Annotated in this window: 28 protein-coding genes; 15 read left to right on the top strand and 13 right to left on the bottom strand. The window is 66.9% G+C overall.

The window, feature by feature from the left end; translation table 11 throughout:
- Positions 1-40 precede the first annotated feature (40 nt).
- Positions 41-1,453, top strand: a complete 1,413-nt coding sequence (lpdA, locus tag RSO01_RS33890; protein ID WP_147155017.1) for a dihydrolipoyl dehydrogenase — start codon at positions 41-43, stop codon at positions 1,451-1,453.
- A gap of 59 nt (positions 1,454-1,512) precedes the next feature.
- A complete protein-coding gene (locus RSO01_RS33885; protein WP_147155016.1) occupies positions 1,513-1,779 on the top strand; it encodes a hypothetical protein in 267 nt (88 codons plus the stop codon).
- A gap of 33 nt (positions 1,780-1,812) precedes the next feature.
- Here RSO01_RS33885 and RSO01_RS33880 read toward each other — a convergent pair whose 3' ends face one another.
- A complete protein-coding gene (locus RSO01_RS33880; protein WP_170303555.1) occupies positions 1,813-2,790 on the bottom strand; it encodes a LysR family transcriptional regulator in 978 nt (325 codons plus the stop codon).
- 106 nt (positions 2,791-2,896) lie between these two features.
- Here RSO01_RS33880 and RSO01_RS33875 point away from each other — a divergent pair, with 106 nt between their 5' ends.
- A complete protein-coding gene (locus RSO01_RS33875) occupies positions 2,897-4,441 on the top strand; it encodes a 4-hydroxyphenylacetate 3-hydroxylase N-terminal domain-containing protein (RefSeq protein WP_170303554.1) in 1,545 nt (514 codons plus the stop codon).
- A 71-nt stretch (positions 4,442-4,512) separates the two neighbouring features.
- Positions 4,513-5,088, top strand: coding sequence for a VOC family protein (locus RSO01_RS33870; RefSeq protein WP_147155013.1), 576 nt, complete (start codon positions 4,513-4,515; stop codon positions 5,086-5,088).
- Positions 5,089-5,175: 87 nt separating this feature from the next.
- On the opposite strand, the gene RSO01_RS33865 is transcribed toward RSO01_RS33870, so the two are convergent.
- The 3 genes from RSO01_RS33865 to RSO01_RS33855 form a co-directional block, all read right to left on the bottom strand.
- Positions 5,176-5,961 (bottom strand): anti-sigma factor family protein, encoded by a 786-nt coding sequence (locus RSO01_RS33865; RefSeq protein WP_147155012.1) that lies wholly within the window; start codon positions 5,959-5,961, stop codon positions 5,176-5,178.
- On the bottom strand, positions 5,958-6,464 hold the full coding sequence (locus tag RSO01_RS33860; protein ID WP_147155011.1) for an RNA polymerase sigma factor: 507 nt from the start codon (positions 6,462-6,464) through the stop codon (positions 5,958-5,960). The genes RSO01_RS33865 and RSO01_RS33860 overlap by 4 nt, the downstream gene beginning before the upstream one ends.
- 62 nt (positions 6,465-6,526) lie before the next feature.
- Positions 6,527-6,907 carry a COG4315 family predicted lipoprotein gene (locus RSO01_RS33855; protein WP_147155010.1) on the bottom strand — a complete coding sequence of 127 codons (381 nt, stop codon included), beginning with the start codon at positions 6,905-6,907 and terminating at the stop codon, positions 6,527-6,529.
- A gap of 105 nt (positions 6,908-7,012) precedes the next feature.
- Between RSO01_RS33855 and RSO01_RS33850 the strand changes: the two genes are divergently transcribed.
- From RSO01_RS33850 to RSO01_RS33835, 4 genes are all read left to right on the top strand, one after another.
- Entirely contained in the window at positions 7,013-7,843 is an 831-nt protein-coding gene (locus RSO01_RS33850; protein ID WP_147155009.1) for a dienelactone hydrolase family protein, read from the top strand.
- Positions 7,840-8,364: a dihydrofolate reductase family protein gene (locus tag RSO01_RS33845; protein WP_147155008.1), complete on the top strand. Its 525-nt coding sequence runs from the start codon at positions 7,840-7,842 to the stop codon at positions 8,362-8,364. The genes RSO01_RS33850 and RSO01_RS33845 overlap by 4 nt, the downstream gene beginning before the upstream one ends.
- Before the next feature lie 77 nt (positions 8,365-8,441).
- Positions 8,442-8,627 (top strand): hypothetical protein, encoded by a 186-nt coding sequence (locus RSO01_RS33840; protein ID WP_147155007.1) that lies wholly within the window; start codon positions 8,442-8,444, stop codon positions 8,625-8,627.
- Between the two features lie 142 nt (positions 8,628-8,769).
- Entirely contained in the window at positions 8,770-9,078 is a 309-nt protein-coding gene (locus RSO01_RS33835) for a hypothetical protein (RefSeq protein ID WP_147155006.1), read from the top strand.
- Positions 9,079-9,111: 33 nt separating this feature from the next.
- Here the strand turns inward: RSO01_RS33835 and RSO01_RS33830 are convergent, their stop codons facing one another.
- The 3 genes from RSO01_RS33830 to fsa are packed head-to-tail and all read right to left on the bottom strand — an operon-like array spanning position 9,112 to position 11,454.
- Positions 9,112-10,053, bottom strand: a complete 942-nt coding sequence (locus tag RSO01_RS33830; RefSeq protein WP_147155005.1) for a tyrosine recombinase XerC — start codon at positions 10,051-10,053, stop codon at positions 9,112-9,114.
- A complete protein-coding gene (locus RSO01_RS33825) occupies positions 10,053-10,784 on the bottom strand; it encodes a DUF484 family protein (protein ID WP_147155004.1) in 732 nt (243 codons plus the stop codon). Before RSO01_RS33825 ends, RSO01_RS33830 begins: the two co-directional genes overlap by 1 nt.
- A 13-nt stretch (positions 10,785-10,797) precedes the next feature.
- Positions 10,798-11,454, bottom strand: coding sequence for a fructose-6-phosphate aldolase (fsa, locus tag RSO01_RS33820; protein ID WP_147155003.1), 657 nt, complete (start codon positions 11,452-11,454; stop codon positions 10,798-10,800).
- Positions 11,455-11,563: 109 nt separating this feature from the next.
- On the opposite strand from fsa, the gene RSO01_RS33815 reads away from it, so the two are divergent.
- The 7 genes from RSO01_RS33815 (at position 11,564) to RSO01_RS33785 (ending at position 19,753) form a co-directional block, all read left to right on the top strand.
- On the top strand, positions 11,564-13,744 hold the full coding sequence (locus tag RSO01_RS33815) for a primosomal protein N' (RefSeq protein WP_246158997.1): 2,181 nt from the start codon (positions 11,564-11,566) through the stop codon (positions 13,742-13,744).
- 173 nt (positions 13,745-13,917) lie between these two features.
- Positions 13,918-14,475, top strand: coding sequence for a F0F1 ATP synthase subunit delta (locus RSO01_RS33810; protein WP_147155001.1), 558 nt, complete (start codon positions 13,918-13,920; stop codon positions 14,473-14,475).
- A gap of 1 nt (position 14,476) precedes the next feature.
- Positions 14,477-16,003: a F0F1 ATP synthase subunit alpha gene (gene atpA, locus RSO01_RS33805; protein WP_147155000.1), complete on the top strand. Its 1,527-nt coding sequence runs from the start codon at positions 14,477-14,479 to the stop codon at positions 16,001-16,003.
- 18 nt (positions 16,004-16,021) lie between these two features.
- Complete coding sequence (locus tag RSO01_RS33800) at positions 16,022-16,912, top strand: F0F1 ATP synthase subunit gamma (protein ID WP_147154999.1); 891 nt, start codon at positions 16,022-16,024, stop codon at positions 16,910-16,912.
- 36 nt (positions 16,913-16,948) lie between these two features.
- Positions 16,949-18,373 carry a F0F1 ATP synthase subunit beta gene (gene atpD / locus RSO01_RS33795; RefSeq protein ID WP_147154998.1) on the top strand — a complete coding sequence of 475 codons (1,425 nt, stop codon included), beginning with the start codon at positions 16,949-16,951 and terminating at the stop codon, positions 18,371-18,373.
- A gap of 4 nt (positions 18,374-18,377) precedes the next feature.
- Positions 18,378-18,791 carry a F0F1 ATP synthase subunit epsilon gene (locus RSO01_RS33790; protein WP_147154997.1) on the top strand — a complete coding sequence of 138 codons (414 nt, stop codon included), beginning with the start codon at positions 18,378-18,380 and terminating at the stop codon, positions 18,789-18,791.
- A 143-nt stretch (positions 18,792-18,934) separates the two neighbouring features.
- Positions 18,935-19,753 (top strand): ferritin-like domain-containing protein, encoded by an 819-nt coding sequence (locus RSO01_RS33785; RefSeq protein WP_147154996.1) that lies wholly within the window; start codon positions 18,935-18,937, stop codon positions 19,751-19,753.
- Positions 19,754-19,794: 41 nt separating this feature from the next.
- On the opposite strand, the gene RSO01_RS33780 is transcribed toward RSO01_RS33785, so the two are convergent.
- From RSO01_RS33780 to RSO01_RS48530, 6 genes are all read right to left on the bottom strand, one after another.
- On the bottom strand, positions 19,795-20,271 hold the full coding sequence (locus tag RSO01_RS33780) for an RNA pyrophosphohydrolase (RefSeq protein WP_246158996.1): 477 nt from the start codon (positions 20,269-20,271) through the stop codon (positions 19,795-19,797).
- A gap of 175 nt (positions 20,272-20,446) precedes the next feature.
- Positions 20,447-21,859, bottom strand: coding sequence for a S41 family peptidase (locus tag RSO01_RS33775; RefSeq protein WP_147154995.1), 1,413 nt, complete (start codon positions 21,857-21,859; stop codon positions 20,447-20,449).
- Between the two features lie 133 nt (positions 21,860-21,992).
- On the bottom strand, positions 21,993-23,585 hold the full coding sequence (gene gpmI, locus RSO01_RS33770) for a 2,3-bisphosphoglycerate-independent phosphoglycerate mutase (RefSeq protein WP_147154994.1): 1,593 nt from the start codon (positions 23,583-23,585) through the stop codon (positions 21,993-21,995).
- Positions 23,585-24,172, bottom strand: coding sequence for a PM0630 family protein (locus RSO01_RS33765; protein WP_147154993.1), 588 nt, complete (start codon positions 24,170-24,172; stop codon positions 23,585-23,587). Before RSO01_RS33765 ends, gpmI begins: the two co-directional genes overlap by 1 nt.
- A gap of 67 nt (positions 24,173-24,239) precedes the next feature.
- A complete protein-coding gene (rlmH, locus tag RSO01_RS33760) occupies positions 24,240-24,698 on the bottom strand; it encodes a 23S rRNA (pseudouridine(1915)-N(3))-methyltransferase RlmH (RefSeq protein WP_147154992.1) in 459 nt (152 codons plus the stop codon).
- 7 nt (positions 24,699-24,705) lie between these two features.
- Positions 24,706-25,761, bottom strand: coding sequence for a nicotinate-nucleotide adenylyltransferase (locus RSO01_RS48530; RefSeq protein ID WP_147154991.1), 1,056 nt, complete (start codon positions 25,759-25,761; stop codon positions 24,706-24,708).
- Positions 25,762-25,865: the final 104 nt, after the last annotated feature.

Below are 25,865 nucleotides of genomic sequence, written 5' to 3'. Positions count from 1 at the left end.
GGTCCGGAAGAGCATGAGCGGAAAGAGTGGGTAACAGACCATGGCAAACGAAACCTTCGATCTCGTCGTGATCGGCGCCGGCCCGGGCGGGTATGTGGCGGCGATCCGCGCCGCGCAGCTCGGCATGAAGGTCGCCATGGTCGAGAAGCGCACGACCTTCGGCGGGACCTGTCTCAATGTCGGCTGCATCCCGTCCAAGGCGTTGCTGCAGTCCTCGCACCTGTTCGAGGAAGCGGGCCACGATCTCGCCCAGCACGGCATCCTGCTCGAGCCGCCCAAGCTCGACTTCGCGCAGCTCATGAAGCGCAAGGGCGAGGTCGTCGACGCCACCACCAAGGGCGTCGCCTTCCTGTTCCGGAAGAACAAGATCACCTCGGTCCAGGGCACCGGCCGCATCGACAAGGCGGGCGCGGTGTCGGTGCTGGGCGACGACGGCGCGGTGAAGGACACGCTTGCGACCAAGAACATCCTGATCGCTTCCGGCTCGGAAGTGATGCCGTTGCCCGGCGTCACCGTCGACGAGAAGAAGATCGTGTCGTCGACCGGCGCGCTGGAGCTCGCCGAGGTGCCGAAGCACCTGGTCGTGGTCGGCGCCGGGATCATCGGGCTCGAGCTCGGCTCGGTGTGGCGCAGGCTGGGCGCGGACGTGACGGTGATCGAGTTCCTCGACCGCATCACGCCCGGCGTCGACGACGAGGTCACCAAGCATTTCCAGCGCGCGCTCGCCAAGCAGGGCCTGAAGTTCAAGCTCGGCTCGAAGGTGACCAAGGCCGATGCCTCGGGGCAGGGCGTGACGCTGACCGTCGAGCCGGCCAAGGGCGGTGCGGCCGAGACCGTGCAGGCCGACATCGTGCTGGTATCCATCGGTCGGCGGCCGTTCGTCGAGGGGCTCGGCATCGACAAGGTGGGTGTGAAGCTGACCGAGCGCGGCCGCATCGCCGTCGATGCGCATTTCCAGACGTCGGTGCGGGGCATCTACGCCATTGGCGACGTGATCGACGGGCCGATGCTGGCGCACAAGGCGAGCGAGGATGGTATCGCCTGCGTGGAAACCATCGCCGGCCAGAAGGGCCACGTGAACTGGGATCTCGTGCCCTCGATCATCTACACTCAGCCCGAGGTGGCCTGGGTCGGCAAGACCGAGGAACAACTCAAGGCAGCGGGCGTTGCCTACAAGATCGGCAAGTATCCGTTCACTGCCGATCCGCGCAGCCGCGCGAATGGCGCGACGGAGGGGTTCGTGAAGGTCCTGGCCGACAAGGCGACCGACAAGGTCTTGGGCGTCCACATCATCGGCGCCGAGGCCGGCACGATGATCGCCGAAGCCGGCATGGCCATGGAGTTCTCGGCCTCGGCCGAGGATATCGGCCGCGTCTGCCATGCCCACCCGACCGTCAACGAGGCGATGAAGGAAGCCGCGCTGGCGGCGTGGGACAAGCCGATACATCTTTAGGCTCGGCGCGGGAGGCAAAGATCCCTCGCTGCGCTCGGGATGACAGCGAAGGGAGTCTGATGCGCAAGCCCTTGATGGCCGTCGCAATCGTCGCCTGTCTCATCATGTCGGTGATCGGCGGCCTGGTGCCGATCCTTCAGGGCTGGATCTTCTTTGTGATCGCCCTCTATCTGCTGGCCACCGAGTTCGAGACCGGCCGCCTGTGGGTCAAGGCCGCGCGCCGCCGCTGGCCGTGGCTCAACCGGTGGATCGAGCGCGCCCGCGACCATCGTTGGGCGCCGAGACATCTCAAGGAATTCGAGGATCTGACCGATCCGAAGCGGTGAGGACGACAGATGGGCCGGAGGCCCGCGCTCCCATCAAGGCAGCTCCGCCACCGCCCTTGCTAAAAGCTCGCGGAACCAGGCGCGGCCGCGGCGGCCGTTGGTGGCGAGGCTCCAGTAGGCGTCGATGTGGAGCTGCTTGCGCGGATAGGCGATTTCGACGATGCGCAGGCGCTCGGCGCGGGCCAGTGCGCGTGCCACCTTGCGTGGCACCAGGGCGACGCAGTCGGACTGGGCGACGATCGCGCCCAGCACCAGGAAGTTGGGAACGGTGCAGACCGGCGCGATTTCGAGCGGCGAGGTCGGCTGGACCAGGGTCTGCACGTCCTGCGACATGCGCAGGCCGCGGCGGAAGGCGACGTAGCGCATCGCCTGGAACTGCGCGGGCGTCAGCCGTGCCGGCACCGCGCGATTGGCGGCGGACGCCACGCACACCATCTCGTCGCGCCACAGCGGCAGCGAGCCGATGCGCTTGCCCAGGGTCTGGCCGAAAGCGCGCGGCCCGATCATGAAATCGACGACCGTCAGGTCGTCGGCATTGCGCGTCGGCAGCCAGGTGAACTCGAGCACGACATGCGGCGCCTCGCGGGCACAGATGCCGGTCAGCACCGGCGCCAGGAGCTGGGCGACATAGTCGGCAGTGTTGATGACGAAATGCACCGCTTCGGTCGCCGGATCGAACGGGCCAGCGGGTGTCAGGAGCAGGTCGAGCTCGCCGAGCGTACGGGCCAGCGGCCCAGCCAGGGTCTCGGCCCGATCGGTGAGGCGCGCGTTGCGCCCGGAGGACACCAGGATCTGGTCGTCCAAAGCACCGCGCAATTGCCGCAAGGCCCGGCTCACCGCGGGCTGCGTCATGTTGAAGGACTGCGCCGTGCGCGTGACGCTTCGGGTGCGCAACAGCTCGTGCAGCACCGGCAGCAGGTCGAGATTGACCTTGCGCAGCCGCGCCGCGAGCTCGCGCTCGCCCGTCATCGGCGCCGTCATCGGCTCGTTCGTTTCCGCCATTGTCGCCATCGGCCGCTCCATAACGACTGGTTATGCATCTTATGCTCCCTTTGATTGTTTCGTTATGTCAATGGCGGGCATACGCTTTTGCCCGACGCCGAAAGGGAGGCGGGACATGTCGTCGATGCGAACCGGGGCCGACTACCGGAAGAGCCTGCGCGACGGGCGGCGCGTCTTCATCCTGGGCGAGGGCCCGGTCGAGGACGTGACGACCCATCCGGCGACCCGGGCGATGGTCGAGGAATACGTCGCCTGGTACGACCGGCACTTCGATCCGAAGTGGCAGGACACGCTGTTCACGCCGCCGGACAAGGACGGTTGTCGCTCGCCCGTCGGCTACATGGTGCCGCGCAGCCCCGACGATCTCGCGCGCATGGGGCGGTGCTTCTCCGCCACCACTTTCCTCAGCGCCGGCAACATCACCCACACCCCGGCCTACGGCCATCTGATCGCGATGGGCGTGCAGACCGTGGTCAACCTGCGCAACGCCTCGCCCGAGCAGCGCGCCAATGCCGAGGCCTATCGCGCCCTGATCGCCCGCACCGGCCGCTTCCTCACCTTCGCCGCCGGTGCCGCGACCATCGGCTATCGCCTGCGCGAGGATCCGGCCGAGCGGGCGGCGCTCAAGATCGTCAAGGAGACCGACAAGGGCCTGGTGATCCGCGGCAAGATCGGCATGCACACCAGCCCGGCCTACGCCCACGACGTCTATATCGGCGCCCACAACGGCGCGGACTACAAGGGCCATCGCGCCACCTTCGTCGTCGCGGTCAACGCCCCCGGCGTCACCGTGGTCTGCCGCAAGCCCGCGGCGCGCGACAGCAACCCGTTCTCCGCGCCGCTCAGCGCCCGCTTCGACGAGCTCGATGGCCAGATGTGGCTCGACGATGTGCTGATCCCGTGGGATCGCGTCTTCCTCACCGATCCGTTTCCCGATCCGGTGGCGCGCTGGCTGTTCTGGCATCAGCTCTATTGCTGGCTCAGCAAGGCCGAGTTCACCTTGGGCGTGGCGCTCGCCTGCACGCACGCCATGGGCCTCGCCGCGCATGACGCCACCGTCGACTACCTGCTCGACCTGCTCACCGACGTGCAGACCGTGCGCAGCTGCCAGACGGCCGCCGAGCTCGATCCGGAGTTCACGCCCGAAGGCTATTGCTCGCCGAACGTCTGCCATGTCGCGGCCGGCAGCATCGCCATGCTGAAGGCGCGACCGCGCATGAGTGAGATCCTGCGCACGCTACCGGGCTCATCGCTGGTCGTGGCGCCGACCGACCACGATCTGGCCGATCCGGCGTTGGCCCAGGGGCTGGAGGAATCGTTCGCCGGCGGCGGCTATACCGCCCGGCAGCGCGCGGCGCTGCTGCAGATGGCCTGGGATCATGCCGGCTCTCAGCTCGACCATCGCGAATCGGTCTACGAGCTGCACTCCAACGGCGGCATCCCGTCGTGGCGCGGGCGCCTGCGGCGCGGTTTCAACCGCTATGAGGAGCTGGCCAACGGCGTGCTCCAGCAGCTCGGCCTGCCGATGCCGAAGGTCGACCTGCAGTCGATCCGAAACGCGCCGCTGGGCGCACGCCGGCCGGTGAACCCGACGGTTCCGCCGCCGCCGCCCGCGGCGGAACCGGCAAGAAACCCTGTTACGGCCGGGAAAGTGGCCTGATCACAGGTGGGCCAACGGTTCATTTGAGGGTAGTATCCAATCCAACAACAGATCACTCCGGGAGTGTAGCGATGGACAAGCCGGTAACTCCGCGTGGCGTAAATCACTTGGTGCTCAATGTGCGCGACATCGAGGAGTCGCATCTCTTCTGGACCGAGGTCGTCGGCTTCAAGCAGGTCGGGCAGCTCACGCCGACCAAGGACCGGCCGAACCCGCCGAAGATGCGCTTCTACTCGGGCGTGCGCGAGGACGGCACCAGCCATCATCACGACGTCGCCTTGGTCGAGAACCGCGACCTGCCCAAGCCGCCCGAGAACTGGTCGATGTTCGGCATGCCCTGCGCGGTGAACCACATCGCCATCACCATGCCGAGCCGCGAAGCCTGGCTGGAGCATCTGGAGTACCTGCAGAAGAAGGGCGTGAAGTTCGACCGCCGCGTCGAGCACGGCATGACCCACAGCCTCTACATCCATGATCCCAACGGCTACGGCGTGGAGTTCGTCTACGACCTGCCCAAGGAGGTCTGGAAGGACGACATCAACGCCGCGCTGAATTACGTGAAGGTGCTGCCGACCGAAGGCGCCGAAGCGCTCGACGATCGCACCGACGGTATCCCGCACTTCAAGACGCCGGCGCCGGCTGAGTAGGTCGCGGCGCACCGTCGTCTATCCCCTCAGGCTCCTCTCCCCCTTTGGGGGAGAGGAGCCTGTGGAAGAGGTGTCGCTGCAATTCCCTCACCCCTTCGGCGTCAGCCCCTTGTAGATTGCCTCGGCGATCGGCAGCAGCTCCTCGCGGCTTGCCATGGCCGTCACGGCGAAACCGAACCCCTGGTCGATCCACGCGAAGGTCGCGGCATCGCCGTCCTTCTGGAAACGGAAAGCCGTCTCCGTGCCGTCGGCGGCGCGCACATAGAGCGTGAGGCGCCGTCCCGTCGAATCCTCGTACATGAGCTGCGCAGCCGCGCCGCTGCCGCCCGGCAGCAGCCGTCCGCCGATCAGCCGGTAGCCGAACGGCGTCAGGTCGGGCGCCTCGAGCTTGCGGCCAAGCCGCTTGGACAGCCACTGCAGCAGATGCGCTTCCTGCGCCACGCCGACCTCGACGGGATGGGCAACCTCGACCACGAAGGTGCGGTAGGCCGCCGTAGCCCCCTGGGCGATGCTGGTGGTCGGTGCGGACATCGCAATGCTTGGCCGCTGCTCGTTGGCCAACCAGCCCGCGCCCACGCCGACCACGAAGATCGCCAGCGCCGCTGCGGCGAGTCCGGCCCGTCGCGTGAGGCGGGTACGCCGCGCCGTCTGGATGTTGGCAATGCGCAGGCGCGCCGGAATTGGCTCGTCGGCCTTGTCCTGCAGCTGGCTGCGCAAGGACGCGCGATGGCGGCGCTCGGCCTGGATCCGGTCGCGCAGCTCGGGCGAGCGCGCGAGCTGCGCCTCGACGGCCGCGCGCTGCGGCCCGTCGAGCCGCTCGTCGACATAGGCCTGCAACTCGTCTTCCCCGGGGGCAACGTTGTCGCTGCTCATTTCACTCTCCGCAGCAAGGTAACGCGATCGCCATCGACGATCGAGCGCAGTCGCCGGCGCGCCCTCGACAATCGCGACATCACGGTGCCGATCGGCACGTCGAGGACCTTGGCCGCCTCCTCGTAGGAGAAGTCCTCCACGCCGACGAGCAGCAGCAGCGACTTCTGCTCTTCCGGCAACTGGTCGACCGCCGCCAGCACGTCGCGCGTTTCCAGGACGATGTCCTGACCGGCGGTGATTTCGGGAAGCTCCTCCTCGTCGATGCCCACGACGGTGCCGCGCCGCAGGGCTTGCCGGTGCCGGCTGACATGGAGGTTACGCAGGATGGCGAACAGCCACGCCCGCAAGTCGCCGTCGTTCCGGCGTGACGACCAGTGCAGCAGCGCACGCTCGAGCGTGTCCTGCACGAGATCGTCGGCTGCCGTGTGGTCGCGCAGGAGCGCGTAGGCATAACGGCGCAGCGCCGGGATCAGCGGTTCGATGAGGGGGCCCGGATCGGCCATGGCGTCAGTCTACGCGATCGGGCGCCGGGACGTACTCGGCCGGCGCCCTCCTCGCGAAACCGTCAGGGCTTGGCGATGTGCCAGGCGCCGTTCAGGAAGCCGTCGCCGGTCGTGTCGCCGGGCTTGGTGTCCTTGACCCAGCCGTAGACGGGCTTGCCCTTGTAGGCCCACTGCTTCAGCCCGTCGTCGCGCACGACGATGGTCCAGTCGCCCGCGGCCTTGCCGCCGTCGGCGACGAGCATCGGCGGCCAGTTGGTGGCGCATTGGCCGTTGCATACCGACTTGCCGGAGGTGTCCTTGTCGAAGGTGTAGAGCGTCATGCCCTTGGCATTGACGAACATGCCGTTCTTGGCGGCGGGCGGCGTGGCCGACGAATCGGCGGCGAAGGAAGCGGCGGCGAGCGCCACGGTGGCGATGGCGGAAAACGACACAAACTTCAGCATGATTTCTCCTCGGCAGACATGGACTGCAACAGGGAGACGCCCGCCATTCGGCTTTATTCCCACCAGTGCCGAATATTTCCGAGGGCCGTCTGATAGACTGCCCGCATGATCGCGCGCGTCCTGGTTCTGCTTGCCCTGTTCTGCACTGCGCCGGCGCTGGCGCAGCAGAATGTTCGGGTGCGGGTGGAGCAGGGCGGACGGACGGTCCAACTCGCCGCGCAGCTCTTCCGACCGGCAGGAACCGGTGCCGTGCCAGCCGTCGCAATCTTCCATGGCTGCGGCGGGCCGGGCCAAAATACCGCGCGCATGGCGGGCCTTCTCATGTCGTGGGGTTATGTCGCGCTGGTCGTCGACAGTTTTTCCGCGCGTGGCCTGAAGGATGTCTGCGGCAAGAACTGGCCGACCCAAGCCGACGCCGAGGCGCGTGCGCATGACATCGACGCTGCCCTGGCGTGGCTCGGCAAGCAGAGCTTCGTCGACCCGCGCCGGCTCGTCTTCATGGGGTATTCCTACGGCGGCGGCGTGGCGATGCTACGGGCGCTGTCGCCGCGGCTCGATGATCGCAGTCCCACGGCGCGCGCGGCGATCCTGCTCTATCCCGACTGCGCGCTGGCCGATGCGCTGGGGCGCAAGCTTGCCGTGCGCCAGCCGACGCTTTTCGCCATGGGTGCGCTCGACGACTGGACGCCGGTGTCCCAATGCCAGGTGGTGATCGACAGGGTCGTGCAAGGCCGCGACCTCGTCGAGACGCGCGTCTATGACGGTGCACATCACAGCTTTGATGCGCTGGGCTTGCCGGTCCGCTATCTGTCGGGCGTCGGCAATCGCAGCAAGCCCGGCGGCTGCTGCGGTGCGCATTACGGCGCTAACGAGGCGGCGTGGAAGGCGTTCGTAGCCGACGTGAAGACGTTCCTGGCAAAGGTGTTCGCGACGTGACCGACCCCATTTGGCATTGCCATATCGCCATGTCGCTCGACGGCAAGATCGCGCGGTCCGATGGCTCGTTCGACTGGCTGATGCCCTATCCGCCGCAGGAATTCGACATCGACGCCTACCACGCCGAGATCGATGCGGTGGTGATGGGGCGCGATACCTACGAGATCGAGCGCGCCATGCCGGAGTGGCCGCACGCCAAGCCCGTCTTCGTCGTGACCAGCCGGCCGATCGAGGCTGCGCCGCCGCTGGTCGAGGCACGGTCGGGCGATCTTCTCGCCATCGCCGATGGGCTTTCAGCGCGCGGCTATCGCAAGGTCGGCGTCGAAGGCGGCGGCCAGCTCATTCGTGGGCTGATCGCGATCGGCCGGCTCGACGTGCTGGAGATGGCGATCATTCCGCTGGTGCTGGGTGACGGTATCCCGCTGTTTCCGGCAGGTACGCCCGAATTGCCGCTGCGGATGGTGAAATGCGCACCCAAGAGCGAAGGCGCGCTGCATGTAGTCTATGAGAAGGCGAAATAGGGGCAGCGGGTGCGGCGGATGCGACTGTCTGTGATGATCGGAGTCGCCGTGGCTCGGCAGAACCTCTATGGTCGTTCATGACAAACGAAGTATTCGGTAAGCATATGGTGTGGACCGAGCACCCGACGACCAAACTGCAACTCGGTATCGGCTATTCCAGCTTCAAGGAAGCGGTACACGAATCGGTTAAGCTCGAGCAGGCTGGCTACAAGATCCTGAAGATCACCCCGACGACGTTGCCGGTTCCCAATATTCGAAACTGACGCGTCGCGCGCTCTCGGGAAATCGCGCGGTATCGTCGGCAGCGAGGCGTGGCCCAACGGCGACGTCGCGGACGCTTGCCCATAGTCTGTCGACGCCAAATCAAGTACCACAGGCTCCGCGTGTACAAGCAGGGAGTGAAATATGGCGGAGTTCGAGAAGCGGCTGGCGTGCGTCATTGCGGCAGACGGTTCAATTGCCCGGGGCTACATGATCGAGAGCTGCGAGCTGGTCGGCGCGAACGAGTACGTCATCACCTGGAAGGTGCCGCTGCAGAAGGAAGCGAAGACCAACTTCTCCTGCGTGATCGGCAGCGTCGCCCACGAAGACGTCGAGCCCGGCTTCTGCACCGTCGGCCTTCTGGCCGATCCGCTGAAGATGCGCGTGCGCACGTATGACGTGACGGGCAAGCCCGCCAAGCGGCCGTTCCATCTGGCCGCATTCCGCGATTAGTCTGGGAGCGCGGGCCGGAGGCCCGCGCTCCCATTACCGCTTCGCGCGCGGATGGGCGGCGCGGTAGACGGCGGTGAGTCGGGCGGTGTCGACGTCGGTGTAGCGTTGGGTCGTCGACAGCGAGGCGTGGCCTAGAAGCTCCTGGATGGTCCGCAGATCGCCGCCGGCGCCCAGCAGATGGGTGGCGAAGGAATGGCGCAGCGCGTGCGGCGTCACGCTTTCGGCGAGGCCGAGGCCGCGCCGGATGTCGCGCACGCGCTTCTGCACGATGGCGGGATCGAGAGCGCCGCCGCGAGCGCCGATGAAGAAGGCCTCGTTCGGACCGCGGGCGGCGAGCCACGGACAGGCGTCGCGATAGGCGCGCAGCGCATCGAGCGCCTGCGGCAGCAGCGGCACCAGGCGCGTCTTGTTGCCCTTGCCGGTGACGGAGAGCGTGTCGCGGCCGGTTTTAAGCAGATCCTCGACGACACCCTTGGTTAGGCCGAGCGCTTCGCCGATGCGCAGACCCGCGCCGTAGAGCAGCATCAGGACGGCGGCGTCGCGCAGGTCGAGCCAGGCCTCGCGCTCCTGTTCGGCCGGCGCCTCGAGCAATTCCTCCATGTCGCGTTCGGAGAGCGCCTTGGGCACCGAGCGCGGCAGCTTGGGCGTCTGGATGGCGCCGATGCTGGCGTTGTGGGCGAGTCCGCGCTTGTCGAGGAACTGGAAGAAGGAGCGGACCGACGAGAAAGCGCGGGCCGTCGAGGTGCGGGCCAGCCCCTGGCGGGCGCGCTCAGCCAGCCAGGCACGGAACTCCGCGGGCTTGAGCTTGCTGAGCGACGTGAGCGTAGGAGGACCACCCAGGTAGTCCGTCATGAAGCCGAGAAAGGTGGCGACGTCGTGCTCGTAGGCGATCAGGGTGTGTTGGGCGAGCCGGCGCTCGCTCTTCAGCCAATCGCGCCAGGCCTGCCGTGCTGCCTCGACGCTTGACGCGGCCATCACTCAGGCAGGTCGAGCCAGGCGCGAATGGTGTTCTCCAGCACCTTGGACAGGAAGAACAGGAGCTCGGTCGCCTGCTCGGGCCCGAAGGCCTGCGGATCGCGCGAGCCGAAGCACATCACACCGTCGGGCGAGCCCGACGACACGCGCAGCCGCATCAGCACGTCCGACTTCACGAAGCGGGCGATGTCGCCGAAGAAGGCCTCTTCGCCCGCGATGTCGGCGCGCAGGCGGGCATGCTTGTCGGGGCCGATCGCCGCATCGATGGCGCCTGGCGCCAGTACGTAGACGCCGCGCACCGGCACGCGCTTGGGCGCATCGGCATTGGCCTCGATGGCCAAGGTGATGAAGTCGACGTCCAGAAGCTCGGGCAGCTCGTGGGTGACGACGTGGATCATCTTCTCGAAGGTCGAGGCCTGGATGATGCTGATGACCGCCGCCTGGATGCGGTTCTGGACAATCTGGTTCTGCTTGGAATTGGCGATGATCTCGGTGCGCTCGGTCTTCAGCCGCTCGATCTCGCTGCGCAGGCGCTTCAGGATCGCCTGCTGCATGTCGATCACGCCCGGCCCCTGCACGCGCGGCACCAGGGCCATCGCTTCGGCGAGCTCAGCGTGCTTCTCGAAGAAGTCGGGATGCGCCTTGAGATAGGCGACGACGTCGTCGGCGGTGATCACCTTGACCTGCCGGCCCGAACCGTCGGGCGCCGTCACCGTGCCGTCGCTGCCCATATGTTGCTCCGGGTCAGAGGATGGATTGGCCGGTCTTGGCCCAGTCGTCGAGGAAGGCTTTTAGGCCATTGTCGGTCAGCACGTGCTTGAAGCACTGACGCAGGACGTTGGGCGGCACCGTGGCGACATGGGCGCCCATCTTGGCGGCCTGCACGACGTGCTGCGTATGACGCACGGAAGCGACCAGCACCTCGGTCTTGAAGTGGGGATACTGGCGATAGATCGTCATGATCTCGCCGATCAGATGCATGCCGTCCTGGCCGATATCGTCCAACCGGCCGACAAAGGGCGAGACAAAAGTGGCGCCGGCCTTGGCTGCCAGCAGTGCCTGCGCCGCCGAGAAGCACAGGGTGACGTTCACCATCGTGCCTTCCGAGGCGAGCGCCTTGCAGGTCTTCAGGCCGTCCGGCGTCAGCGGCACTTTCACGGCGACGTTCCTGGCGAGCTTGGCGAGCTTCCTGCCCTCTTCGAGCATCTTCTTGTGCTCGGTCGCGACGGTCTCGGCACTGACCGGGCCGGGCACGATGGCGCAGATCTCCTGGATCACCTCCAGCATCGGCCGGCCGGACTTCATGATCAGGGAGGGGTTGGTCGTTACGCCGTCGAGCAGACCCGAAGCCGCCAGATCCTTGATTTCGGCGACGTCGGCGGTATCGACGAAGAACTTCATATAAACTACCCCAATGGCCAGTGGTACGGACTCGCCTGCCGCCACAATTTCTAGCGATTCCCCCTCGGAGCTACAAGCCGAGGGGCCGGCGTCGTCGCGGCCGGAATCGGTGGAAAACATCAAGCGCACCGTCCGCGTCCTGCTGCCACTGCCTCTGGCCGACGCCTACGACTACAGCGTTCCGGAGGGATTGGAGGTTGCCGCCGGTCACTTCGTCGTCGTGCCGCTCGGCAAACGGCTGACGATCGGCGTAGTGTGGGGCGAAGGCTCAGGCGAGGTCGCGCCCGAGAAGCTGCGTGATATCGAAGAGGTCATGCCGGCCCTGCCGATGGCTGACGCATTGCGTCGCTTCGTCGACTGGGTATCGGCCTACACGCTGGCACCGCCGGGCGCGGTGTTGCGCATGGCGATGAGCGTGCCGTCGGCGCTCGAGGCGCCCAAGACGGAGATCGTCTATCGCGCTGCCGCGACGAGTGATGACGCAGCGCTCAAGCTCACCAACGCACGACGTCGCGTGCTCGAGCAGCTGAAGGATGGGCCGGCGCTGCCGGCGGCAGAGCTGGCGCACATCGCCGGCGTCGGTACGTCGGTGATCAAGACCATGGCCTCGATCGGCCTGCTCGAACCCGTCGAGCGCACGATGCGGCGCTCGTTCGCGCATCCCGACGGCCAGCGGCAGGGACCTGAACTGTCGCCCGAGCAGGCCATCGCAGCGCAAGGCCTGGTCGACAAGGTGCTGGCACACGCTTTCTCGGCGACGCTGCTCGACGGCGTGCCGGGCTCCGGCAAGACCGAGGTCTATTTCGAGGCGATTGCCGCGGCGCTGGCGTCGGGCCGGCAGGTATTGGTGCTGCTGCCCGAGATCGCCCTGACGGCGCAGTGGCTGAAACGCTTCGAAGACCGCTTCGGCGCCATGCCGGCGTCGTGGCATTCCGGCCTTACCAGCCTGGAGCGGCGCGAGACCTGGCGGGCGATCGCCGAGGGCAGGGTGGGCGTGGTGGTGGGTGCGCGCTCGGCGCTGTTCCTGCCCTTCGCCAATCTCGGCCTGATCGTGGTCGACGAGGAGCACGACGGTTCGTTCAAGCAGGATGACGGCGTCTCCTACAATGCGCGCGACATGGCGGTGGTGCGGGCGCGCCTGGTGTCGGCGCCCGTCGTGCTCGCGTCGGCGACGCCGTCGCTGGAAAGCGTCGTCAATGTCTCGACCGGCCGCTACGGCTCGGTGCACCTGCCGGATCGGCATGGCGGGCGCGAGCTTGCGACGCTGTCGGCGATCGACCTCAGGCGCCAGCAGCCGGCGCGCGGCCGCTGGCTGTCGCCGCCGGTCGTCGAGGCGATGAAGCGGACCTTCGAGGCCAAGGAGCAGACGCTGCTGTTCCTCAATCGTCGTGGCTACGCGCCAATGACGCTGTGCCGCGCCTGCGGCCATGGCATCGAATGCCCGCAATGCTCGGCCTGGCTGGTCGAGCATCGCTTCCGCCGTACGCTTGTCTGCCATCACTGCGGCCATGCCGAGCCGCCGGCGCGTGAGTGCAAGTATTGCGGCACTCCCGACCAGTTCGTTGCCTGCGGTCCCGGTGTCGAGCGGCTGGCGGAGGAGGCGCTGGAATTGTTTCCCGAGGCGCGGCTGGAGCTGTTCACCTCCGATAGCCTGATGAACCGCACCGAGGCCACCGCCGCGGTCGAGCGCATGATCGCGGGCGAGATCGACATCCTGATCGGCACCCAGATGGCCGCCAAAGGCCATCATTTCCCCAACCTCACCTTGGTCGCCGTGGTCGACGCCGACCTCGGCCTGAACGGGGGCGACCTGCGCGCCGCCGAGCGCACCTTCCAGCTGCTCTATCAGGTGGCTGGCCGCGCCGGCCGCGAGGACCGGCCGGGTCGGGCGCTGGTGCAGACGCACGCGCCGGAGCATCCGGTGATGCAGGCGCTGGTGTCCGGTGACCGCGATCGGTTCGTGGCCGCGGAACTGGCCGATCGCCGCGCCGCCGGCATGCCGCCCTTTGGCCGACTGGCGTCGCTGATCATCTCGGGGCCGGATCCGGCCGCCGTCGACAATGTCTGCAGCGCCCTGGCCCGTCGCGCGCCGCACCAGGACGGCGTCACCATCCTCGGTCCCTCGACCGCGCCGCTCGCCCTGCTGCGCGGCCGCCATCGCCGGCGGTTTTTGTTGAAAACCTCGCGCGATATCGCAGTGCAACCCTTGCTCCGGGCTTGGTTGGAAAGGATTGGACTGCCCGGCTCAGTGCGTCTGCAGATCGATGTCGATCCCTACTCCTTCATGTGACGATCCGCGCTGAAAAATCGCGGTAATACAGGGCTTTGGCAATCTTGCGCCCCGGAAAACCGCATGGTAGCAACGCGCGCTTTTCCGGGGTTGTGCAGTTGCGCGCTTCGCGAAAATCAAGGGGATTCAACCACTTGCCGGACCGCTAAGGCGGCCTGGGAGAGGCGTTCGACGTGTCAACTTCCGCCACATCAGGCGTTGCTGGGCGCTATGCCAGCGCTCTTTTCGAGTTGGCCGACAATGCCAAGTCGCTTGACCAGGTGGCTCAGGACCTGACGTCCTTCCGCAAGATGGCGAACGAGAGCCACGAGCTCTCCCGGCTGCTCGCCAGCCCGGTGATCGGCCGTGACCTCCAGAGCAAGGCGCTGCTCGCCGTCCTCGATGCCGCCGACATCAAGGGGCTGACCCGCAGCTTCGTCGGCACGGTGGCTGCAAATGGCCGCGCCCGTGAGCTGATCGCCATGGCCACGGCGTTCCTCGCCGAGCTCGCCAGCCGTCGCGGCGAGACCACCGCGTCGGTCACGTCAGCCGTTCCGCTGTCGCCTCAGCAGCTCCAGCAGCTCAGCGATTCGCTGCGCTCGGTGCTGGGTGGCGCCAAAGTTTCCATCGATGCGCGCGTCGAGCCTGAGATCCTGGGCGGTCTTGTCGTCAAGGTCGGCTCGCGCCTGTTCGATTCGTCTATCCGCAGCAAGCTGCAGCGTCTGCAGCTCGCCATGAAGGGGGTTGCCTAAAATGGATATCCGCGCCGCTGAAATCTCGGCCATTCTCAAGCAGCAGATCGCCAACTTCGGCACCGAGGCCGAAGTGGCCGAGGTCGGCCAGGTCCTCTCCGTCGGTGACGGCATCGCGCGCGTCTACGGCCTCGACAGCGTCAAGGCCGGCGAGATGGTCGAGTTCCCCGGCGGCATCAAGGGCATGGCGCTGAACCTCGAGAGCGACAATGTCGGCGTCGTGATCTTCGGCGAGGACCGCACGATCCGCGAAGGCGACACGGTCAAGCGCACCGGCACCATCGTCGACGTGCCGGTCGGCAAGGGCTTGCTCGGCCGCGTGGTCGACGGCCTCGGCAATCCGATCGACGGCAAGGGCCCGATCGCCTCGACCGAGCGCCGCCTCGTCGAAGTGAAGGCGCCCGGCATCATTCCGCGCAAGTCGGTGACCGAGCCGATGCAGACCGGCCTGAAGGCCCTCGATTCGCTGGTGCCGGTCGGCCGCGGCCAGCGCGAGCTGATCATCGGCGACCGCCAGACCGGCAAGACCGCCGTGGCGATCGACACCTTCCTGAACCAGAAGCCGATCAACAAGGGCACCGACGAGAGCCGCAAGCTCTACTGCATCTACGTCGCCATCGGCCAGAAGCGCTCGACCGTGGCGCAGATCGTCAAGACGCTCGAGGACAACGGCGCGATGGAATACTCCATCGTCGTCGCCGCCACCGCGTCGGATCCGGCGCCCATGCAGTTCCTGGCGCCCTATACCGGCTGCGCCATGGGCGAGTACTTCCGCGACAACGGCATGCACGCCGTGATCGTGTACGACGACCTGTCCAAGCAGGCCGTTTCCTACCGCCAGATGTCGCTGCTGCTGCGCCGCCCGCCGGGCCGCGAAGCGTACCCCGGCGACGTGTTCTATCTCCACTCGCGGCTCCTCGAGCGCGCCGCCAAGCTGAACGAGAAGAACGGCTCAGGCTCGCTGACGGCGCTGCCGATCATCGAGACGCAGGCCGGCGACGTCTCGGCCTACATCCCGACCAACGTGATCTCGATCACGGATGGCCAGATCTTCCTCGAGGCCGAGCTGTTCTATGCAGGCATCAAGCCCGCGATCAACGTCGGCCTGTCGGTGAGCCGCGTCGGCTCGGCGGCCCAGATCAAGGCGATGAAGCAGGTCGCCGGCACCATGAAGCTCGAGCTCGCGCAGTATCGCGAGATGGCAGCGTTCGCGCAGTTCGCCTCGGACCTCGACGCCTCGACCCAGCGCCTTCTGTCGCGTGGCCAGCGGCTCACCGAGCTCCTGAAGCAGGGCCAATACCAGCCCATGCCGGTCGAAGAGCAGGTCGCCTCGATCTACTCCGGCACCCGCGGCTTCCTCGACAACCTGCCGGTCAACCGCATCGGCGAGTTCGAGCGCCAGATGCTCGACGCGCTGCGCGCCGAGGGCTCGATGCTGACCTCGATCCGCGACAAGCGCGAGATCGTCAAGGAGACCGACGACAAGCTGAAGGCGTTCCTGACCGACTTCACCAAGAAGTTCGCGTAAGGGGGTCGTCGGCTTCCCATGCCCAGTCTCAAAACCTACCGGCTGCGAATCCGAAGCGTCCAGTCGACGCAGAAGATCACCAAGGCCATGAAGATGGTGGCCGCGGCCAAGCTGCGCCGGGCGCAGGAGCAGGCCACCGCGGCCCGCCCCTATGCCGAGGCCATGGACAACCTGATGGCCTCGCTGGGCGCCTCCTTCAAGGGCGGCACCGGGCCCAAGCTCCTAGCCGGCACCGGCTCCGACCGGGTCCATCTGCTGATCGTCGCCACCGCCGACCGCGGCCTGTGCGGCGCCTTCAACAGCTCGATCGTGCGCGAGGCGCGCCGCGCCATCCGCTCGCTGATGGCCGAGGGCAAGACGGTCAAGGTACTGGCGGTCGGCCGCAAGGGCCGTGACCAGCTGCGCCGCGACTTCGCCGGCAACATCGTCGAGACCATCACCGATCTCGGCCGCCCGCGGATTGGCTTCACCGATGCCCAGAAGGTCGCCAAGCGCGTCATGGAGATGTTCGAGGCCGGCGAGTTCGACGTCGCCTCGGTGGTCTTCAACCGCTTCAAGTCGGCGATGACCCAGATCGTCACCCGTCAGCAGCTCATTCCGCCGCCGGCCCCCGAAGCCGGCGCCGCCGCGACCCCGGCGCCGTCCATGGGCGGCGCAATCTACGAGTTCGAGCCCGACGAGGGCGAGATCCTGACCGACCTGCTGCCGCGCAACCTCACCGTCCAGATCTTCCGCGTGCTGCTGGAGAACGCCGCGAGCTTCTACGGCTCGCAGATGACGGCGATGGACAGTGCCTCGCGCAACGCCGGCGAGGTGATCAAGAAACTGACGCTGCAGATGAACCGCTCGCGTCAGGCCTCCATCACCAAGGAACTCATCGAGATCATCTCGGGCGCCGAGGCCCTCTAGCCCGCGCCGACTGCAATCGAAGGAAGGGATACCGTCATGGCCACCAACAATATCGGCACGATCACCCAGATCACGGGCGCGGTCGTCGACGTGCGCTTCGACGCCGATCTGCCGAACATCCTGAACGCGCTCCATGTGAACGCCGACAACCGCCTGATCGTGCTCGAGGTGGCGCAGCATCTGGGCGAGTCCGAGGTCCGCACCATCGCCATGGACACGACCGACGGCCTGGTGCGCGGCGAGAAGGCGGTCGACACCGGCAGCCCGATCGCCATGCCGGTCGGCCCCGAGACGCTCGGCCGCATCCTGAATGTCATCGGCGAGCCGGTCGACGAGCGCGGCCCGGTCAACAACAAGCAGACCCTGCCGATCCATCGCAGCGCGCCGGCGTTCGTCGAGCAGTCGACGGAAGCCGAGATCCTGGTCACCGGCATCAAGGTCATCGACCTGCTGGCGCCCTACGCCAAGGGCGGCAAGATCGGCCTGTTCGGTGGCGCCGGCGTCGGCAAGACCGTGACGATCATGGAGCTGATCAACAACGTCGCCAAGGCGCACGGCGGCGTGTCGGTGTTCGCCGGCGTGGGTGAGCGCACCCGCGAGGGCAACGACCTCTATCACGAGATGATCGAATCGGGCGTCATCAAGCTCGACGGTCCGGGCTCGAAGGTGGCGCTGGTGTATGGCCAGATGAACGAGCCGCCGGGCGCCCGCGCCCGCGTCGGCCTGTCGGGCCTGACCGTCGCCGAGTACTTCCGCGACGCCGAAGGCCAGGACGTGCTGTTCTTCGTCGACAACATCTTCCGCTTCACCCAGGCCGGCTCGGAAGTGTCGGCGTTGCTCGGCCGCATTCCCTCGGCGGTGGGCTATCAGCCGACGCTGTCGACCGACATGGGCGCGCTGCAGGAGCGCATCACCTCGACCAAGAAGGGTTCGATCACCTCCGTGCAGGCCATTTACGTGCCCGCCGACGACTTGACCGATCCGGCGCCCGCGACCTCGTTCGCCCACTTGGACGCGACCACGGTGCTGTCGCGCTCGATCGCCGAGCAGGCGATCTTCCCGGCCGTCGACCCGCTCGACTCGACCTCGCGCATGCTCGATCCCCGCGTCGTCGGCGAAGAGCACTACACCGTGGCGCTGTCCGTGCAGCGCGTGCTGCAGCAGTACAAGTCGCTGCAGGACATCATCGCCATCCTGGGCATGGACGAGCTGTCGGAAGAGGACAAGCTGGTCGTAGCGCGCGCGCGCAAGATCCAGAAGTTCCTCAGCCAGCCGTTCCACGTCGCCGAGGTCTTCACCGGCACGCCGGGCGTGTTCGTGAAGCTCGAGGACACGATCAAGGCCTTCAAGGGCATCGTCGCCGGCGACTACGACGACCTGCCCGAGCAGGCCTTCTACATGGTCGGCACGATCGACGAGGCCGTCACCAAGGCCAAGAAGCTCGCAGCCGAGGCGGCCTAAGCAGATGGCCAAGGTTGCTTTCCGCCTGGTCATGCCCGAGCGCGAGGTTCTCGCGACCGAGGCTGACATGGTCGTGGTGCCGGGCAGCGAAGGCGACTTCGGCGTCCTGCACGGCCATGCGCCTTTGATCTCGACCGTCCGTCCGGGCGTGCTGGAAGTGCTCCAGGGCAACAAGGTCGAGCAGCGTTTCATCGTCGTCGGCGGTTTTGCCGAGGTGACGCCGGAGCGCTGCACGGTGCTGGCCGACGAGGCCATGCCGTTCGACGAGGTGACGGCCGAGCAGCTCGCCGAGCGCGAGCGGCAGGCCCAGAACGAGGTCACCGACGCCGGCAACGACGCCGAGAAGGCGGCCGCGGAGAAGGCCCTGGCCGTCGCCAAGGACCTGCGCCGGGCCCAGGCGTACTACGCCAGCCGCTGAGCTGGCCGCTGAATTTGGCGGCTCTTTTCAGCGGCAACGCGAAATTATTTCTGTTCACTTTTGCACGGTCCGGCCATTGCAAGCCGGGCCGTGGCTCGCTTTAGTATTACGCCTGAGCGACACGTCGCCGAGGGTTTTCGCCTATGGCTAGCTGGACACTCGAAACGATCTCGTGGGATCGCTTCGATGCGTCGAAGGTCGATCCGGAGATCCTGCGTAACATCAAGGCTGCGGCCCTGGTGGAACGTAATGGCGGGGATTACCGCATCTACCTGAATCGCGTCTTCGCCGACGATCCTGCGTTCATGCAGGCGGTCGACACCTGGGCGAACGAAGAGGTCCAGCACGGCTTGGCGCTCGGGCGTTGGGCGCAGCTCGCCGATCCATCGTGGGACTTCGAAGCGGCGTTCGCGCGCTTCCGTGCCGGCTACAAGCTGCCGCTCGAGGCATCGGAGTCGGTGCGCGGCAGCCAGGCCGGCGAGATGATGGCACGCTGCATCGTCGAGACCGGCACCAGCTCCTATTACAGTGCGCTTAAGGACGCGACCGAGGAGCCGGTCCTGAAGCAGATCTGCGGCCGCATCGCGGGCGATGAGTTCCGTCACTACAAGCTGTTCTACGACCATCTGCAGCGCTGCCTGGGGCGCGATCGGCTGAGCCGCTGGGGTCGGCTGCGCATCGGCTGGGGCCGCCTGGCCGAGAGCGAGGACGACGAGCTCGCCTACGCCTACTTCGCCGCCAACGAGCCCGAGGGCACGGTCTACGACCGCAAGCGCAGCATGCAGGCTTATGCCCGGCGCGCCTATCCGCTCTACCGCCGCTTCCACGTCCAGCGCGCCATGGCCATGGTACTGAAGGCGATCGGGCTCCACTCGACCGGCCGCCTCAACGGCTGGCTGACCAGGGTCGGCCTCTGGTTCCTCCGCCGCCGCGTCGCCAAGCTCGCCAATCAAGGCGCTTAGCGAAGCGCGGACCGCGGGCGGGACGCCCGCGGCCCGCGCTTCTACTTCACCAGATCCCGGAATTCCTCGACGACCGCGACATAGGTTGCGCGCTTGAAGGGGATGATGCGCTCCAGCATCTCGCCGGCGCTCATCCACTGCCAGGCGTCGAACTCCTGGTCGTGCGCGGCGATGTCGATATCGGCATCGCGGCCGGTGAAGGCGAGCGCGAACCAGCGCTGCGCTTGGCCGTGCCAGCGGCCCTTCCAGTGGGCCGGCCGCATGCTTTCGGGCACCTCGTAGGTCAGCCACTGCGCGCTTTCGCGCAGCAGCAGCGCATTGCTGGTTCCGACCTCTTCCCACAGCTCGCGGCAGGCCGCCTCGACAGGCGTCTCGCCGTCATCGACGCCGCCCTGCGGCATCTGCCAGGAATCCCTCGGCTTGATGCGCCGACCGACGAAGATCCGCCGGTCGGGCGAGATCAGCATGAGGCCGACATTGCGGCGGTAGAGATTCGGGCTGTCCGCTGCGGTCTTCACGCCGGCCTCGCAAAAACATCACCTCCCCCGTCACACGGGGGAGGCAGGGAGGGGGAGAGTCTCACAGAGGGTTGGGGAAGGACAAAGATCTTGATCTGCAATGATCAAGCAGCGCCGCCGGGGCCTTCCCCCTCCCGGCCTCCCCCGCAAGACGGGGGAGGTGACGGCATGGGCGTCAGTTCGCCTTGCTGCTGTAGAGCGAGATGCCCTTGATCAGGTCGACGGCGCGCAGCAGCTGGTAGTCGGCCACGGCGTCCTTCGGCGGCTCGTCGGGATCGCCCGACTGTGCCGGCGGCGTAGTCGCCGGAGCGGCCGACTTGTCGTCCTTCTTGTCGTCCGGCTTGGCGGCTTCGGGCTTGGCGTCAGCCGGCTTGTCGGCAGGCTTGGCGTCGCCCGGCTTGGCGTTGGGGTTGGTGATCGAGCGGCGCAGGTTTTCCTCGCGGAAGCCGGCGCGCGCCTGAAGGTTCTCGATCTTGGCGGGCTCGACCTCGATGTCGGGCTTGATGCCTTCCTTCTGGATCGAGCGGCCCGACGGCGTGAAGTAGAGCGCCGTGGTGAGACGGATGGCGCCGCCGCCAGTCACCTGCATGATGGTCTGGACCGAGCCCTTGCCGAACGAGCGGGTGCCGAGAATGATCGCCCGCTTGTGGTCCTGCAGGGCGCCGGCGACGATCTCCGAGGCCGAGGCCGAACCGCCGTTCATTAGCACGACGATCGGCAGGCCGCCCGCGACATCACCCGGCTTGGCGTTCCAGCGCTGGACGTCCTCGCTCTTGCGCGCCTTGACCGAGACGATCTCGCCCTTGTCGAGGAAGGCGTCGCTGAGAGCGATCGCCTGGTCGAGCAGGCCGCCCGGGTTGTTGCGCAGGTCGAGGATGTAGCCCTTGAGCTTGCCGCCGGCCTCCTTCTTGAGCTTCTCGACGGCGTCGAGCACGCCCGAGGTGGTCTGCTCGGTGAAGGAGGTGACGCGGATATAGCCGATGTCGCCCGCCTCGAGGCGGAAGCGCACCGACTTCACCTTGATCACTTCGCGCGTCAGCGACACGTCGAACGGATCCTTGCCGGCGCGGCGGACGCCGATCTTGATCGGGGTGCCGGGCTTGCCGCGCATCTTCTCGACGGCCTCCTGCAGGGTGAGGCCCTGCACCGGCTCGCCGTCCAGCATGTAGATCAGATCGCCCGACTGGATGCCGGCCTTGGCCGCCGGCGTATCGTCGATCGGCGACACCACCTTGATCAGGCCGTTGTCCATGGTGACTTCGATGCCCAGCCCGCCGAACTCACCCTTGGTCTGGACCTGCATGTCCTTGTAGGTCTTGGGGTTCATGTAGCTGGAATGCGGATCGAGCGCGCTCAGCATGCCGTTGATGGCGTTCTCGATCAGGGTCTTCTCTTCGACCGGCTCGACATAGTCGCGCCGCACGCGCTCCAGCACGTCGCCGAACAGGTTGAGCTGCTGGTAGAGCTCGCTCTTGTCGCCCCCCGCGGCCTTGGGATCGGCCTTGTCCTGCGACCAGGCGGTGTAGGCGACGGGCACGGCCAGGAAAGCCATGATCGCGGCGGCTGAGGCTAGGCGCAAACGGGTCATTTTGGTGCCTTCACAAGAAAATCGCCGGACGTCCGAGTCCGGTCGATGCAGGGGTTCCGGGCAGTTAAGCGAGAATACAGGGGCTTCTTTGGCAGTATCAAGGCGAGGCCCACGACGCCTTCCTTAAATAAAATCAATCGGAAGCTGCCGCCGTCGCGTGGGGTGCGGCCAAAACGACCGGCCGCGCCGTTTCGGACAGCAGCGAATGGCCGGTCATTTCCTGGGGCTGAGGCAAGCCGATCAGAGCCAGCATGGTGGGTGCAACGTCGGCCAGCTTTCCGTCCGACAGGGAGCGCACGTTCGCAGGGGCATTGAACAGCAGCGCCGGTACGCGATTCAACGTGTGCTGGGTGTGCTTCTGGTGCGTCGTCTCGTCGTACATCTGCTCGGCATTGCCGTGGTCGGCGGTGACCAGCATGACGCCGCCCGCCTTCTTCACCGCATCCATCAGCCGGCCGAGGCTGGTGTCGACGGCCTCGATCGCCTTGATGGCGGCATCGAGATTGCCGGTGTGGCCGACCATGTCGCTGTTGGCGTAGTTGACGACGATCAGGTCAAACTTGCCCGAGCCGATGGCGTCGACGAGCTTGTCGGTCACCTCGGGCGCGCTCATCTCGGGCTTCAGATCGTATGTCGCGACCTTGGGCGAGGGCACCAGGATGCGCTCCTCGCCATCGAACACGCGCTCCTCGCCGCCGTTGAAGAAGAAGGTGACGTGGGCGTACTTCTCGGTCTCGGCGATGCGCAGCTGCTTCAGCCCGGCCTTCGACACGGTCTCGCCCAGGCCCATCTTGATGACCTCGGGCGGATACAGCGTCTTCAGGAACGGATTGAGCGCAGCCGAGTATTCGACCATGCCGACCGCCATCGCGAACTTCACGACACGCCCGCGGTTGAAGCCGTCGAAGCGCGGATCGAGCAAGGCCGTCAGGATCTGGCGCGCACGGTCGGCGCGGAAGTTGAACATCAGGAGGCCGTCGCCGTCCTTCATGCCCCTGTATCCGTCGATCACGGTGGGCTTCACGAACTCGTCGTCCTGGCCGGCGGCGTAGCCCTTTTCGACGGCTTCCTTCGGCGTCTTCACCGTCGTCTCAGCTTTGGCATCGACGATGGCGTCGTAGCCCAAGGTCACGCGCTCCCAGCGCTTGTCGCGGTCCATCGGGTAGTAGCGGCCGGAGACGGTGGCGAACCTGATCGGCAGGTCCTTCTTCAGGCCGGCCTCGATCGCCTGCACGCATTCCAGCGCACTGCGCGGCGGCATGTCCCGGCCGTCGAGGAAGGCATGGATCCACACCGGCACGCCGGCGCCCGCGATATGGTTGGCGAGGAAGACAAGATGATCCTGGTGCGAATGCACGCCACCCGGCGAGGCGAGCCCCAGCAAATGGCAGGCGCCGCCGCTCTTCTTCAGGGTCGAGATCAACTCGGCCAGAAGCGGATGCTTGGCGAACGAGCCGTCCTCGATGGCGTTGTCGATGCGCGGCAACTCGGGCACGGCGACGCGGCCGGCACCCAGGTTCATGTGGCCGACTTCGGAATTGCCCATCTGGCCCTTGGGCAGCCCGACGAAGGACTCGGAGGCGTCGATCAGCCCCTGCGGACAGGTCGCGATCATGCGATCGTAGTTGGGCGTGCGCGCATCGAGGATGGCGTTGTAGGACGGGTCAGGGCGATGGCCCCAGCCGTCGAGGATGCAAAGAAGCGCGGGACGCAAACGAGAGGCCATCAGGACGCCGCACCGGGACGCTTGGGTGCGCGCTGCACCGCGTTGAACTTGTTGGGGCAGCTAAGGTCGCGCGGATCGGTGTTGACGTTCTGGTCCGGCACCTCGATGGCGCAGAACACGAACTCGCCGCGCGGCTCGCCGTCGATCGTGATGTCGTAGGTGTAGGTGCCCGGCGGATCGCCCGGGATGATGCACCAAGAGCGCTGCAGCACGCCGTCCTGCACCGTCTCGAACATGCGCGTGGTGGCGCGCGTCTTGTCGGCGCTGACCTCGGTCTCGGGGCCGGCGATCACCTGCTCGGCCGGCTGCGAGGTGGTCAAGACCTCCTTCAGCGAGACGACGCGGTTGGGGCCGCCGAGATACATGCGCCAGCCGAAGCAGGCGCGGTTGAACAGCAGCGGGATGGCGTTGGTCTCGTAGTGCCGCTGGCGGCCGTCATCGCCGGTGATCGAGACGTAGGGGATGCTTCGCACGGGCTTGACCGCCGGCTTGTCGGCCGGCGTCGCGGTCTGGGCCATGGCGGCCGACAGCCCCGACAGGACGATGACGGTCAGGCCGGCCAGAAGACGGTTGGCGATGATGCGCATGGGCCCAATGTAGCCCCGGTTTTTCGTCAGAACAGAGGCAAAATCGACGCCCGTCGCCTCCCGCATACTATGCCCGATGATAGGGATGGCCGGCCAATAGTTGCTGCGCCCGGTAGATTTGCTCGGCGAGCATGGCCCGGGCCAGCAGATGCGGCCAAGTCATGGCGCCAAATGACAGCACGAGATCGGCTTTTCTCAGCAGGGGCTCGGCATGGCCCTCGGCGCCGCCGATCAGGAAGGCTACGTCCGACACGGAATTGTCACGCCAGCGGGCCAGGCGGTCGGCGAAAGCCTGGCTGTCGAGCACTTTGCCGCGGCGGTCGAGGGCGACCAGCGTGGCGCCGGCCGGGGCCGCCTCGAGCAGCAACTCGCTCTCGCGCAGCATGAGCTGAACAGGCGGCAGCTTCTTCTTTTCCTCGAGCTCGCGGAGCGCGAGCGGCCAGCGGATGCGGTTGGCGTAATGGTCGTAGAGATCGCGCTCGGGGCCGCGGCTCGCGCGGCCGATGCAGGCGATCAGAAGCTTCACGTCAACGTTACGCCGGCTTCCTGACGCGGCGGGCGCGCACCGCCGCCTTGGGCTTGGCGGCGGCCTCGGTCTCCAGTGCCCACATCTTCTCGAGCGCATAGAAGGCGCGCGGCTCGGGGCGGAAGATGTGGACGACCACGTCGCCGGCATCGACCAGCACCCAGTCGCCGGTCTGCTTGCCCTCGACCGGCGTGTAGCCGTGGCCAGCCATCTTCAGCCGGTCGGCGAGATGCTCGGCGATCGCCACCACCTGGCGGTTCGAGCGGCCCGAGGCGATCACCATGTAATCGGCGAAGGCCGACTTGCCCTTGAGATCGATGACGACGACGTCCTCGGCCTTGTCGTCGTCCAGCGAACGACGCACCAGCGCAAGCAGCGCCTCGGCGTCTTTGCTCCGGTCGGGAAGCGTGCGGGTTTCGGGGATGGTCTGTCCTTTCGCTTTGCGTTTGCGCGGCTGCACGGCGCGAATCGCCGTGGCGGAATGGCTGTCGAGTCGGCTTGGGATGAAGCACCAGGCCGGCGGCTCGCAGGAGGCGAGCATGCGGGCGTGGCTCGCGTCCAGTCGGTAACGGGCAAAGGTGCGCGGGGCTGCTGCGCTCAGCGCCGGATAGCTCCAGCCGGGCCGGGCGAAGGCCGCGATCGGTATGGAACCGAACAAATCGCGCCAGCCGCGCCACTGAGAGAACTGCGGCAGGATGTCGGCGCCGGTCAGCCAGACGAAGCGCGCCCTGGGGTAGGCGCGGCGCAACGCCCGCACCGTGTCGAGCGTGTAGCGTGTGCCTAAAACCAGCTCGGGCGCGTCGATGCGGATGCGCGGATGGCGGCCAACGATCTGGCGCGCGCGGGCGACGCGGGTGGCCAAAGGCTCCATGCCGTCGTCGGTCTTGAGCGGGTTCTGCGGCGAGACCAGCCACCACACCTCGTCCAGGCCGAGCCGCTTCAACGCCTCGAGGCTGATATGGCGATGGCCCTCGTGCGCGGGATTGAACGAGCCGCCCAAAAGGCCGATGCGGCGCGTCGTGTCCCGCGGCACGCCGGGCATTGGAAGGAAAGTTGAAGTCACGATGTTCGTTGTCCCGGGGTAGTTTGCCCTCTCTCATCCTGAGCGCAGCGAAGGATCTCATGCCGTATCAAGCGGCGATGAGGTCCTTCGCTGCGCTCAGGACG

Origin of the sequence: Reyranella soli, from assembly GCF_007992495.1 — a bacterium.
In the GTDB taxonomy this organism is placed as follows: Bacteria; Pseudomonadota; Alphaproteobacteria; order Reyranellales; family Reyranellaceae; genus Reyranella; species Reyranella soli.
Note: the sequence above shows the minus strand (reverse complement) of the source record. Positions and strands in the feature narration are given on the sequence as shown.